We start from the raw sequence: 13502 nt of genomic DNA, 5'->3' as shown, positions 1-13502 counted from the left end.
ACTATATTTGTTATGAGAAATACAATGATAAAGATAATGGTATGTATCGCTCTTATATTGTCTGTAACGACATCATGCGAGAAAGGTTATTATGGAGAGAACGAAGATAATAAAACCGTAACGCCTCCTGACAACAAAGACGACGGTAATAAAAAGGATGACGGCACTGATAAAGGAGACAAGGACACTGGCGGAGGTGATGAGTCAGGAGACTCCGGCTCGGATGGCAGTGATACCGGTAATGACAACGATGAAACTGAAACACAGCCTACCGACAATGACAAGTTGACCGTAAATCAATTCATTAAATACAATTTTACAGGACAGAGATGGGTGACAGGCTATATCGTTGGCGCATGCACAAAGTCTATAAAGAATGCCGATTTCGAACCTCCTTTCAAATATCCGCAGGCTATACTGCTGGCTGATAATCCAAAAGAGAAATATCAGGGAAATGTAATCAGCATTGGATTGCCAAGCGGTTCGTCAGCGAGAAAGCAACTCAATCTCGTGGATAATCCCAAAAACTACGGTAAACGAATTTCCATATTTGGCGAACGTGCCACTTATCTGGGTATTACAGGTATCAAGAAGCCGGATGGTTGGGAGTTCGAGTAATCCACAAAAAGACAGGAAGAAAGTTTTAACCCAAATCTCTAAGTTTGCAATATGAATTGCAGTCATTAGACTGTTATTTCTCCATCTCGTATTGACTTTATCGCTTACTGACATCTTTTACTTGCTTGCTACCATATTGCCAGCCCTATTTTCTCGCCGTAGTTCGCTACATCTTTGATAATGGAACAGACTACCTGACCAACAATCAAGCAAAATCTGTGCAGGCTTTAATGAACGATTGGGGATAAAAAATGACAATGGACGTAAAATTTAGTCCATTGTCATTTTTTTTTTTTCAATTATCAATTCTCATTTTTCATTTTCTTTATTCCATTATTAAGGAAATCCAAATATCCCTTAATATCCTCTTTGTAAACGAAAGAACCGGAGAGTGGTTTTCCTTCAGCATCAACCGTAACATAGAACGGCTGTGCGAGATAACCGAACTTAGTTTCTTCGAGATAACTCCACTTGTCGCCCACGGTGCGCAATATCTTCTTCGTATTGTTAGGCATTGTAACCTCAAGGGGCTCTTTCAGCGGTGTTTTATCATCGACATAAAGCGAGATGAGGATGTAGTCGTTGTTCAGACAGTCAGCCACTTGTGGGTCTGTCCATACGGCAGCCTCCATCTTACGACAGTTCACACAACCATATCCTGTAAAGTCAAGAAGAACCGGTTTACCTGTTTTTGCTGCTTCGGCCATTCCCTCCTCATAATCTAGATAGTGTGCCTCCACAACTTTTGTGTTCAGATTAAAGTCCTGCGTATTCATCGGCGGTGCAAACGCACTGATTGCCTTACACGGAGCACCCCACAGTCCGGGTATCATATAAACAGTAAAAGCGAGAGACATCATACCAATCATTATCGCTGCCACCGGTTTGGCATTGGTATCGCCACCCTCTATATCGCTTTGGAAACGCATGATACCACAAAGATATAGTCCGAGCATTCCGAAGATAATAATCCACAGACTTATGAATACCTCACGGTCGAGCAGATGCCAACCGTAAGCAAGGTCGGCCACAGAGAAGAATTTCAAAGCGAATGCAAGTTCTATGAAACCTAATGTTACTTTAATGGTGTTCATCCAAGAACCACTCTTAGGTGCCTGTTTCAGCCAAGCAGGGAACATCGCGAACAGTGTAAACGGCAGGGCGAGTGCTATGGCAAAGCCCAACATTCCGATTGCCGGTGCCAAAATCTTACTTGATGTAGAGAAATCGACAAGCAGGAATCCGATGATAGGACCGGTACATGAGAACGAAACAATTGAGAGGGTAAATGCCATGAGGAATATTCCCAGCAATCCACCGGTCTTACCGGCTTTTGAATCCAACTTGTTACTCCATGATGACGGCAACGTAAGTTCGAACCAACCGAAGAACGAAAGGGCAAATACAACAAGGAGCACACAGAAGAAAATGTTCATGTATGCGTTCGTGGCAAGGTCGTTGAGTTGTTGAGCACCATAGAGTCCTGTAACAGCGAGACCTAACGTCACATAAATAACAACAATAGAAAGGCCGTATGTCATTGCATCGCTTATTGCCTTACGCTTGTTGTCTTTCGCTCTTTTAAGGAAGAAACTTACGGTCATCGGTATTATAGGCCATACGCATGGAGTCAGCAAAGCAATGAATCCGCCGAGGAAGCCCATAAGGAATATTTTCCAAAGCGAAGATGTATTTTCTGAATCTCCGTTCATTGCATTCAGTTCGTCTATCACCGGCTTCCATAAATCTCCGGATATTTGCCCTGTGGTAACAGTGGTTCTTGCAGCATTGGCGGCAGAATCTGCCAGTGTAGTGTTTTCTTCGGCATCATTCTCTGCGTTGTCTTTGGCTGCAGCAGCATCTTCTTTTTGTTCTTCCTGAGCATCTTTGTCGTCAGTTTTCGGCGCATCACCGTTATAACTGAAATCTACAGAAGTAGGCGGCAGACACATCTCGTCGTTGCATGCACCATACTCAAGTCGGCCACTTACACTATATTTTCCTCCGGTGGCCTTGAAACGCTGTGAGAAAGTGACGTTATTCTCAAAGAATCTCACTTTCATTCCGAACATTTCATCAAATTCATTGTGCTCTTTACCAATGGCTTTCATTTTGCCCTCGGCTTTCGCACCCTCGATTTTATCAATAGTCAATTTGGCAGAAGTAGGACCTCCTGCCGGCAATCCGATGCCATAAACATGCCACCCTTTGTCGATAGTGGCAGTGAAAAGCACATCGAATGTGTTTTCATTGACTTGTTTTTTTGCAGCCTTGAATCGTACTGGCTTTCCCATCATCTGTGCAGATGCATTGCTTGCAAATAATGCCACGATGATGAATACTAATAAAGATTTTAATCTTGACATAATAGTTTTTTATATTTAAGGTTTATAAGATTTTTATCTGTGTTCTTTAATTCTCTTTTTCATCTTCCACAACCTTCGGACCTCTCACCTTATCGGTCTTTTTCAGTCCGCTGCGTATCTCGATGTTCACTCCGTCACTCAGACCAGTAACCACTTTCTTACGCTCATAGGTCTTATTGTCTCCTTCACCTTTTACTATATATACGTATGTTTCCGAATTTTCAAACACTATTGCACTCTCCGGAATAGATAGCACTCCTTTTGCACTCTGCAATTCAATCTCTGCATTTGCACTGTAACCGGAGCGCAGTTTACTTCCCGCAGGAACACTTACCGCAGCCTTTACCTCAAACTGGTTTGCACCGTTTGTCTCTATGGCCTTGGGCGATATGTATTCAAGACGTGCATCGAAATGCAGGTCTTGCAGTGCACCAATGGTTATTTTCATAACCATTCCCTCGTGCAGTTGCCCCACCTCTGTCTCGTCAATATTGCCACGGAATATAAGGTCGCGCATATCTGCAACGCTTGCTATAGTTGTTCCATCGTTGAAAGCGTTGCTCAGAATCACCGAGTTTCCCACTTTCACCGGTATATCGAGTATTATTCCGCTTATCGTAGAACGTATTAATGTACTGCTTGCACTGGCATTGCTTGCCGACACACCGTCGCGCACAACCTGCAACGCGTCAGTGGCAGCCTTTTTCTCTTCCTGTGCCTGTTTCAGAACCTGATGCACTTTATCATATTCGTCAGCACTGACGAGTCCCTTATCGTATAATGTCTTTTCACGCTCATAGTCTGTCTGTGCCTGTTTCAGGTTAATGTTGGCAAGGCTCACTCGACTCTGTGCCGAACTCAGTTGCGACATGTCGGGTATCACCTTCACCTTAGCAATCACTTCTCCGGCAGTCACAACGTCTCCGGCAACTTTATAAATCTCTGTTATGATACCGCTTATCTGCGGTTTCACATTGATTTCATTGCGTGGCTCTATCTTACCGGTGATTACTGTAGTCTTACTGATATTCATCACTTTCGGTTCAAACTCGTCATACACATCTTCCTTAGGCAGGGACTTTATGTATAGAAACACAAATGTCCCAAGGAACACCAATGTAACCAAAGCCGCCAAAACAAATTTATAATATCGTTTCATATATTTATGATTTACTTTTCATAATCGCTCAACACTCATCCATCAATCCTCAACGCTCATCACTCATCCCTCATAGCATCAACAGGTTTTATATTCATCGCTCTCAATGCCGGAGCAAGCCCTGCCACTACGCCCAACACACTAAGAAGTGCGAGTGCCGCAAGTGCCGCCCAGAAACTTATTTGGAAGTGAGCGGCAAGAATACCATCGGTGGTATTTCCCAGTTCCAGCATCTCCAGAATAAATACCGAGAATAGTATTCCCATCATTCCGGCCACTGTCGTGAGCAACATACTCTCGGTTATTATCTGCGAGAGAATGTTAGATGGTGTCGCTCCTATCGCCCTGCGTATTCCGATTTCTGTCGTCCGTTCTTTTACCGTGACCATCATTATATTGCTAACACCAATCGCTCCGGCAAACAGAGTGCCGATACCGACAAGCATTATCAGGAAATTCACTCCCGAGAAAAGGTTGCTTACCATTCCGAACATCACCTCCGAGTTGAAAACACTTATGGCTTTCTCGTCAGTAGGGTCTATATAGTGAGCCTTTGCAATCACCGCTCGCATATTGTCGGTTATCTCGCTTATTGGCACTCCATATTTCGCAGTAACGGCAATAATGTGTACGGTGTCGCCTTTATTGTAAGCCTGCTGCATCATCGACAGCGGTACCGATACCGATTCGTCGGCATTTCCGTTTATGTTGATATTGCCGCTTGAGTAGTCAACACCTACCACATTATAATATATATTATCCACACAGATGCGCTTTCCGCATGGGTTGCCGCCACCGGGGAACAGTTCCTTATATATATTCTTTCCAATGACACACACCTTACGGTTCTGCTTTATGTCCATATCATTGAGAAATCTCCCGTATTTCAACTTCGGTTGTTCCACATTCTGATAGCCTGCGAGCAGTCCTTTCATTGTCACACTGCTCTTTTTCTCACCGTATGTGGCCGTGCGTCCCCATTCAGAAATCATAGGCTGAACCTCCTCAAGACCTGCCACATGCTGCTTAAGCCTCACCACATCGTTATAGTTCATGCTCCACGATCTGCCTTTACGCAGTCCGTTACATGGCTTTGTCGTAGGCTGTGCCCATATCATTGCCGAGTTTGTGGCGAAACCGTCAAAGTTGCTTGACAGCAACTCGCGCAATCCATTGCCACCTCCGAGCAGTGTCACAAGCATGAATATGCCCCAGAACACCCCAAAGCCTGTAAGCAACGAGCGGCTCTTGTTTCTCGTTATTGTATCGAGAATTTCTCTATGACGGTCAATATCAAATAGTAGCACCTTTTTTACTTTTCAACATTCAACTTATCACTCCACCCGAATACGACAGAAAACTCTTTCGAAGCAAAGCGAAGAAAGAACGCTCAACACTCAACGCTCATCACTCCGCCCTCAGTGCCTCAATCGGCCTTATCCTTGCCGCTTTCCTTGCGGGAACCATCCCGGCAACCGTTCCGGCTATCACCATCAGCAACGTTGCTTCTATGCAAACGTCTAAACCGACTGTCGGGTTAAGGAATATAGTAGCCTCGAACACTCCGGAATTCACCTTGGTATGTCCGATGGTTGCATCCATATATTCGTTGGCTGCCACCCCGAACAACATTCCCAAATATCCGAAGAACGTAGTTATTATAACACTCTCTATTATTATAAGTTTCAGGATAGACCACGGTGTTGCACCAATGGCTTTCCTTATTCCGAACTCGCGTGTGCGTTCTTTCACAGTAATGAGCATGATATTCGACACCCCGACGATACCACTCAACAGCGTGAACAAACCAATAACCCACAATGCCGTCTGTATGATTCTTGTTCCTTTATCCATCTGCATGCTCTGCGTGAAACGATTCCATATCCATATTGCTCCCTCATCGTCGGGTGCTGCTTGGTGGTTACTGTTGATTCTTGCCTTGTATTGCTTCTCGAAATCCTCGTTTTCCTTTTCGGTTTTCAGTCCGTGGAACGAGAACACTATAATATCAGTCTTGTCACCTTTATTATATATCGTACGGAAAGTGGTAAACGGAGTGTATATATAAGCATTTCGTCCGCTTTTATCGGCCTTGTATATACCAACTACGCGAAATGTCATTTTGCCCACATTGACATACTCGCCAACGAAATCTTTCATCTCACCATTCCACAGTTCCTTGGCATCATCGTTATTCATAACGATAACCTTGCGTCTTTCCTGCAAATCAATGTCGTTAATAAATCGTCCGCAAAGCATTTCTTTCTTGTCAACCAACGCATCATCGGGATATACTCCCTGCATTTGCGTACTGACATAACTATCCCCGCGGCTTACGATGTTTCCCGATTGCTGTATTGAGGCCACCACTTTATCTATTACATTGCCAAACTCTTTGTTTGTAGTAGAGATGTCTTTATCGTTCAGCGTTATATTGCGCCCTTCTTTCAGTCCGTTGTAAGCCTTTGTTGTGGAGCCTGCGCCCACCATCATCGAGTTACTGAAGAATCGCGATGTCTTTTGCATATTTGCGTTTATCAGTCCGTTACCGGCACCAAGCAGAAATATAATCATGAAAATACCCCACGCCACTGAAAATCCTGTCAGTGCCGTGCGCAGTTTATTCCTCCTTGCTGTCGCTAAAATTTCTGCAAATATATCACGCATAGTTAATATCCATTCATCGCTCCACGTTCAACACTCATCTCTCAACACTCAACGCTCAATCACCCCATCCTTAATCCTTATCACCCTATCGGTCTGCCCTGCTACCCCCGGATCGTGTGTCACGATAATCATCGTCATTCCCTCATTGCGGTTCAAGTCTTTCAGCAGTTGCATCACTTCCACACTCGTTTTGGAATCGAGAGCACCGGTAGGTTCGTCGGCAAGTATTATCTGTGGGTTTGTAATCAATGCGCGTGCCGTGGCAACACGCTGTTTCTGTCCTCCCGACATTTCGTTTGGATAGTGGTCGGCCCAAGCCTTCAATCCCAGTTTGTCGAGATATTCCATTGCCATCTGATGACGCTTGCGACGACCAACACCCTGATAGAACAATGGTAATTCAACATTCTCCACTGCCGTTTTGAATGATATGAGATTGAACGACTGGAAAATAAATCCTATCATTCTGTTTCGGTATTCGGCGGCCTTACGCTCGCTGAGGTCTTTTATCAACGTCCCTCCGAGAACATATTCTCCGGAATCGTAGTTGTCGAGAATACCGAGAATGTTGAGTAAAGTAGATTTACCTGAGCCTGACGCTCCCATGATGCTCACAAACTCGCCACGGCTGATGTCAAGGTCGATTCCTTTCAGCACATGCAACGGTTGTGCACCAAGATAGGTCTTGTTTACACCTCTCAGATGTATTATACTTTCCATATCGTACTTTTTCGGGTAGCAAAGATATATAAAAACGATAACATGGCAAACAAAAAAACACTTTTTTATACTTTCTTTTAATGTGAAAACTTGTGTAGTGTTATGCGTTTAGTATGGCATACGAATGTAATTTCGCCCAATTTGCTGACCAAAACCGCCCATTTTGCAAAGCAATTTCGCCCAATTTGCTTTTCAATTTCGCCCAATTTGTTCCGTTATGTCATAGAAAAAGCCGGGCAAAACATTCAGAATTGCCCGGCATTACCTATGATTAGCAAAAGCCATTAATTGTCATGACCACAGTCTAAAGCCTTCAATGCCTCGCCAGTTGTTTCGGTTAAGAGAAGTCTTCATCATCTTCCCATGATGTGTAATCATTTTCCTTGGCTCCTGCCTCAGTTCCGTCAGGGGCGATAGGCACGTCGCTTGTTCCTTGAGATATTGTTCCCAACAGTCCTTCACAATTTACATGGACAAGATTTATTTCCGGTTTTTCGTATTTCTTCATTGTCGTTTATTTTATAAGTAGATGTTCTAAATTGAACACATCTACAATCTATCTTTCTTCTTTGTTTACTTTGTCATCATCTTTATGTCTCTTTTTCATTCTCCTCTCGTCTTTAATCAGTCATGTAACCAGTTACACTCTTTATTTTAATAAGAGCGGAATGACTGAAAGAGAGACATAAATATCATGAGAACTTATTTTTAATACATACTTGATATTTTTTTACCATTCAATATGTATATCCCTTTTGGCAAACGTTCCATGTTGCCATCTTTAGCAACGAGTGTTCCGTTCAGGTTGTATATGTTGCCATCGTGTGTCGATGTGGAAACATGATGATTGATACCTGTTGTGCTCTCGAACTCAATATCCTTTGCCGGTGATGTCCCGGTGGGACATGAGAAATAGCAGCGGAACGCTCCGACGTTAACACCATGTTGCTCGTTTGCCTGTGCAAATGTACCATCGTTTGCGATATATATATAATAATTTGTTGTATTATCAGAAACAATGTTCTTGCGCTCCATTGTACCAATGAATTTAAAGGTACCCACTTGTTCCGGTATAGGTGTTCCGCAGAGTATGTATTTATCGTTGAACGGCTGCAGACTCTTGGCTGTTACGTTTGCAACGAAGAGATAAGGTTTGAATGCTTCTATTGCCGTTACTTCCTTGAATATTAACACGTCGCCTTTCTTCTCTGCCATATAATATGCCTTTCCTTTCAACTGCGACATTTCTTCTGACGAGATTCCGAACGGCAAACAAATAGTGCTGCGGCGATTGGCGGTAAATTCGCGGTCGAAAAGCGTTGTGGTGTTTATACCGATACCGGTTCTTGCAGACATTGTGTAATATCCTCCGTTAATAATCTCGTATTCCGAACTCTTCACACTTGTATTGTCCTGTCCGTCGTTAAACAGAAATTTGTTTGGACTGTCGGTCTGAGAATTATTATATTTCCATTTCCAAATTTTATTGCCATTGGCAGCCTTGCCCACATATTGGCATGGTTGTCCGGGCCAGTTGTCGCCTGTATATTTCACCCCTTGTCGTTCGGTATTCCATGCCCAGCACGATACGCTGTTCCATGCTACCGGTGATTCGAAGAACGCCACCAACTCATTATTGTTGAATGTGAGAGGACTTATTTCATCACTGATAACCTTATCCTTATTCTCTTCCGTTTCGTCAGTAACATTATTGTTGCTATATGTGTAGAATACATCACCTGTTATATTCTCAATGTTACCGGTCTTGGTATCGTCACCTCCCTTACTTACTATGAAATTCAGACTATTTGTTTTGAAAGTCATATAGTAGTAAGGCGTATCACCCACCATCTTCTTGTGTCCGAGTTGTGTTCCCGGCCAACCATCTGAAAGTACTTCATCGTTCGCTCCCCATACATACAAATATAATGGGTCTTGATCGGCTTTCACATATACATTTATGTCTTTTGCCGTTTCGGTCTCGATATAGTAGGCATAGTTAGGATTTTCGGCTGTTCCCTCAGACACTTTGGTATATCCTCGCATATCTACCCCTTGCGGAAAGCCACTGAGAACCATCACTTTTTTGTTTTCTCCCTGCACTATTGTAACATATCCGCCATCGTAATATTTACCTGACACTATTTTGCTTTGATTGGTGATACCGGCCTCTTTGCGTGCCGCTATCATCTTCGCCAGTTCCACCTTGTGGTCTTTCCAATGTTGCAGGAATATGCAAGGCGTTCCGGGCATTGCAAGAATGAATGCGTTGGCTGCCAAAACGTTATTGTCCAATCGGTTTGATTTTTCTCTGTAAGTGTCGTGGTTGTCAACGAATGTCACAGCATAGCGACTCATGTTAGGATCGCCGGCAATTCCTTTGTTTGAAAGTGCTCCCCAATTGTTGTTCTCGAAAGCGTTATTGATAATGTCTTTCAGCGGAAAATCGAATGCCGCAGAGGTATATCCGGTTCCCTTTATCCAGTTTACGACGTTGGTATAGTTTCCGTCCCAATATTCGCCCACAGAATATGTCGGCTTTGCTTCGTTGTTATATATCTGTATAAAACCTGCACCGAAACCTTTCACCATGTCATAACGGAATCCGGCATACTCCAATTCGTTCTTCAGGAAGTTCACGTATGTCTTTATGTTCTGCTGAACAGTGGCATTGGTATGATCGAGATCGCGATAACCATCGAAATCATCTCCGGTATCATCGTTTCCTGTCAGTTTGCCCTTTACAGGAGAATCGTCCTTACGATTTGCCTCATCGGTGCGACAAATGCCAGAAAAGTTGTTGTTATCCCATGTCAAAGAATAGTTGAAACCGGTCTTACTGCCTGTCACATTTTCGTTGGGGAAATCTGCCCAAGAGTCCAATCCGTTCTTATGATTCACCACTACGTCGGCAATAATTCCCGTTTCTTTTTCTTTGAAAGTAGAAATCATTGTCCGGAGTTGTTCTTCTGTACCGAAACATGAGTTGTTGTTGAGCCAGAAACATGGGTCATAACCCATGCTCTTGCTATTTGGGTCGTGATAAAAACTTGATGTTTTTCCGGCATTGGGTATCCAAATGAGTGAGAAATTTCTTGAAAGTTCTTCTGCTTGATTTGTCAAAACAGACCATTTGGTGTCATCGTATGAGTCCCAATAGAATCCTTGCAACATCACGCCTTTGTACTGTGAAGGCCAGCCTTCGGCCTGTGCAAAGATAGGTATGCACAAACACCATAGAAATACTATTTGAATTAAACGTCTCATAAAACAGTTTGATAAAATTATTATTTGTTTAAAAGTTTTTTCTTACGATTTCCTTATTGCCCCAAGGATGTATGTGCAAAAATATAAAGTAAAAATAACATCTGTAATTGTTATGTGCATTATCATTATCTGTCACAATGTAAACGTTTGCATAAAAAGCACATAAAAAACGTGTTACGGACACCGCTTGAGAATGTCCGTAACACGTTTTTAATATAAATAAACCATCTACAGATTGTCGAGAATCACCTCATTTTCCGACTCCTTGACATTGTCATCGGTCTCCTTGTTATTCGGTGGCAATATCGGATAGCCGTTCTCATCGTACTCTGTTTCTCCGTCTTCATCATATATACTGTCGTTTGTCTCTTGACGAGCAGGAGTCCAACCACCACAATAGTACATATCTTGTGTTATTCCGAGCGATGACGGTGATGGAAAATGTGCTCTGTAACGTTTGAAAGCAGGGTCTGCAAGCACTTTCTCAAGGAAAAGTCCGCAAATTGGCAACGCCGTTCGCGAGCCTTGTCCCAAAGCACCTGTACGGAAATGGATGCTTCGATATTCGCCTCCTACCCACGCTCCGACCACAAGTCGTGGCGAAACGCCCATGAACCAAGCATCGGAGTGGTTGTTTGAAGTTCCTGTCTTGCCGCCAAAGTCGGTATCAGTGAACTGACTGACATACTGCCACAGCGACATCGACGTACCTCCCGGTTCGCGCATTCCGCCCATAAGAAGTTGCTGCACAAGTCCTGCAGTCTTCTTAGAGACGGCCTCCTCGCCGTCAGATGGTGCAAGGAAAACCTCTTCGCCGTTACGGTCGATGATGCGTGTAACAAGCACAGGCTCAATGTGTGTGCCGTTGTTGGCTATTGTGGAGTAAGCATTCGCCATTTCAAGAAGGTTGACATCGCTCGAGCCAAGAGCCAATGACGGTTGGTCATCGAGCGGACTCTTGATACCCATGCGCTCTGCAGTGGCAATGATATTCTTTATTCCCATCTCTTGTCCCAGCCTTACGGCAATGGTGTTGATACTCCGTGCGAATGCCGATTTCAGCGGAATACTGTCTCCTGTGAATCTACCATCAGAGTTATGAGGTGTCCAGATGGTTGTTTCATGCTTCTTCTTGTCATACACTTCCATTCGTATATACTCGTCACGACGCTTGTCACAGGGCGTTAATCCTTGGTTCATAGCCTCAGTATAGACAAAGAGTTTGAACGTGGAACCGGGTTGTCGCATTGCTTCTACCTTGTCATATTTCCACGAAGCGAAATCGATGTCGCCCACCCAGGCCTTGACATGACCATTCTGTGGTTCCATAGCCACAAAGCCGCAGTGCATGAAACTCACCATGTATCGTATGGAATCCATTGTCGACATTTCCTTTTCAATGCTTCCTTTTTCATAGTCGAAGAGTCTCACCTTGTGTGGTTTATTGAGATAATGGGTAATGGAGTCGGGAGAGTTGGGGAACTTCTTCTTCAAACTTTCATACACAGGAAGTTTCATTGCTATATTCTCTATGAATCCAGGTATCACCTGCTGGTTCTCATCACGCCATGGTTCGGCTCCATGCCAATGGTTGTCGAAATTACGCTGCACCTGTCTCATCTGTTTGAATGCAGCCTCTTCAGCATATTTTTGCATTCGTGTATCGATGGTGGTGTATATCTTCAGTCCACTGGTATATAGGTCGTAACCATTGTATTCACACCATTCTTTCAGGTGTTTTGCCACTGCCTCGCGGAAATATGTTGCCTGACCATCGTATGGGTTGTCAACTTTCACATCGAGTTTCATAGGAATCTTCGATATTGAATCTTTCTGTTCCTTGGTTATATCGCCCAGTCTCATCATGTTGTCAAGCACCACATTCCTTCTTGCTATACTGTTCTCCGGGTGAGATATGGGATTATAAGTAGTAGTGGCCTTCAACATTCCCACAAGAGTAGCGGCCTGCTCCAATGTCATTTTCTGTGGAGTGGTGTTGAAATATGTCTTACATGCAATCTTTATTCCGAACGAATTGGCACCGAAATCAACAGTATTGGCATACATCGTAAGTATTTCATCCTTGCTGTATAAACACTCAAGTTTTACGGCAATAATCCACTCTTTGCTCTTCATTATCAGCATACGTATGCCAGGAATGTTCCCAAGTATGCCCGTACTGTACTGGGTTCGCACTCTGAACATATTCTTGGCCAACTGCTGTGTGATAGTAGATGCTCCACGCGCATCGCCCCCGAAAATCATATCTTTTACCACAGCGAACAAGCCTATAGGGTCTATGCCAAAGTGTTTGTAAAAACGTTCGTCCTCCGTGTCTATTAGTGCGCGCCAGAATGCGGGATTAACGTCTGAATGTTCTACCGGAGTGCGATTCTCGTTATAATATCTACCTATAAGCACTCCGTCGGCACTGTATATTTCCGAGGCATCACTTGTTACAGGATTGCTTATCTGAAAGAAACCGGGTGACTTGCCGAACAGCCACAGGAAATTCATATCCACGGCACCGAGATAGAGCATGAAAGACACCATTAAGGTAGCAACGGCAGCCATGGTCTTGACATACCAAGGCCTGTTGATATAAAGACCCTTATACCATTTCTTAAAAGCAAAGAATCTTTGCCTGCACCATGATAATGTCTTTGATATTTTCTTAGAAAGTGATTTTTTTGCCATATTACTTT

At 43.6% G+C, this 13502-nt stretch carries 9 protein-coding genes; 1 reads left to right on the top strand and 8 read right to left on the bottom strand.

Features of this window, described 5'->3' with window-relative positions:
• Positions 1–12: 12 nt before the first annotated feature.
• Complete coding sequence (locus EHV08_RS02165; protein ID WP_126677789.1) at positions 13–618, top strand: DUF6359 domain-containing protein; 606 nt, start codon at positions 13–15, stop codon at positions 616–618.
• Positions 619–920: 302 nt separating this feature from the next.
• Here the strand turns inward: EHV08_RS02165 and EHV08_RS02160 are convergent, their stop codons facing one another.
• The 8 genes from EHV08_RS02160 to EHV08_RS02130 form a co-directional block, all read right to left on the bottom strand.
• On the bottom strand, positions 921–2984 hold the full coding sequence (locus EHV08_RS02160; protein WP_126677788.1) for a protein-disulfide reductase DsbD family protein: 2064 nt from the start codon (positions 2982–2984) through the stop codon (positions 921–923).
• Positions 2985–3030: 46 nt separating this feature from the next.
• On the bottom strand, positions 3031–4143 hold the full coding sequence (locus tag EHV08_RS02155) for an efflux RND transporter periplasmic adaptor subunit (RefSeq protein WP_126677787.1): 1113 nt from the start codon (positions 4141–4143) through the stop codon (positions 3031–3033).
• 59 nt (positions 4144–4202) lie between these two features.
• Positions 4203–5450: an ABC transporter permease gene (locus EHV08_RS02150; protein WP_126677786.1), complete on the bottom strand. Its 1248-nt coding sequence runs from the start codon at positions 5448–5450 to the stop codon at positions 4203–4205.
• A 100-nt stretch (positions 5451–5550) separates the two neighbouring features.
• On the bottom strand, positions 5551–6810 hold the full coding sequence (locus EHV08_RS02145; RefSeq protein ID WP_126677785.1) for an ABC transporter permease: 1260 nt from the start codon (positions 6808–6810) through the stop codon (positions 5551–5553).
• A gap of 48 nt (positions 6811–6858) precedes the next feature.
• Entirely contained in the window at positions 6859–7530 is a 672-nt protein-coding gene (locus tag EHV08_RS02140; protein ID WP_390892055.1) for an ABC transporter ATP-binding protein, read from the bottom strand.
• Positions 7531–7867: 337 nt separating this feature from the next.
• Positions 7868–8038: a hypothetical protein gene (locus tag EHV08_RS11400; RefSeq protein WP_158676037.1), complete on the bottom strand. Its 171-nt coding sequence runs from the start codon at positions 8036–8038 to the stop codon at positions 7868–7870.
• A gap of 200 nt (positions 8039–8238) precedes the next feature.
• Entirely contained in the window at positions 8239–10797 is a 2559-nt protein-coding gene (locus EHV08_RS02135) for an alpha-amylase family glycosyl hydrolase (RefSeq protein WP_126677784.1), read from the bottom strand.
• Between the two features lie 228 nt (positions 10798–11025).
• Positions 11026–13494, bottom strand: coding sequence for a transglycosylase domain-containing protein (locus EHV08_RS02130; RefSeq protein ID WP_126677783.1), 2469 nt, complete (start codon positions 13492–13494; stop codon positions 11026–11028).
• Positions 13495–13502: the final 8 nt, after the last annotated feature.

The organism is Prevotella koreensis (assembly GCF_003977605.1).
Classification (GTDB): Bacteria; Bacteroidota; Bacteroidia; order Bacteroidales; family Bacteroidaceae; genus Prevotella; species Prevotella koreensis.
This window is presented reverse-complemented; position numbering and strand designations above follow the sequence as displayed.

Excerpts from the sequence above, each read along its gene's own strand:
- EHV08_RS02165 (WP_126677789.1), top strand. The coding sequence starts at position 13 with ATGAGAAATACAATGATAAAGATAATGGTATGTATCGCTCTTATATTG.
- EHV08_RS02160 (WP_126677788.1), bottom strand. The coding sequence starts at position 2,984 with ATGTCAAGATTAAAATCTTTATTAGTATTCATCATCGTGGCATTATTT.
- EHV08_RS02155 (WP_126677787.1), bottom strand. The coding sequence starts at position 4,143 with ATGAAACGATATTATAAATTTGTTTTGGCGGCTTTGGTTACATTGGTG.
- EHV08_RS02145 (WP_126677785.1), bottom strand. The coding sequence starts at position 6,810 with ATGCGTGATATATTTGCAGAAATTTTAGCGACAGCAAGGAGGAATAAA.
- EHV08_RS02140 (WP_390892055.1), bottom strand. The coding sequence starts at position 7,530 with ATGGAAAGTATAATACATCTGAGAGGTGTAAACAAGACCTATCTTGGT.
- EHV08_RS11400 (WP_158676037.1), bottom strand. The coding sequence starts at position 8,038 with ATGAAGAAATACGAAAAACCGGAAATAAATCTTGTCCATGTAAATTGT.
- EHV08_RS02135 (WP_126677784.1), bottom strand. The coding sequence starts at position 10,797 with ATGAGACGTTTAATTCAAATAGTATTTCTATGGTGTTTGTGCATACCT.
- EHV08_RS02130 (WP_126677783.1), bottom strand. The coding sequence starts at position 13,494 with ATGGCAAAAAAATCACTTTCTAAGAAAATATCAAAGACATTATCATGG.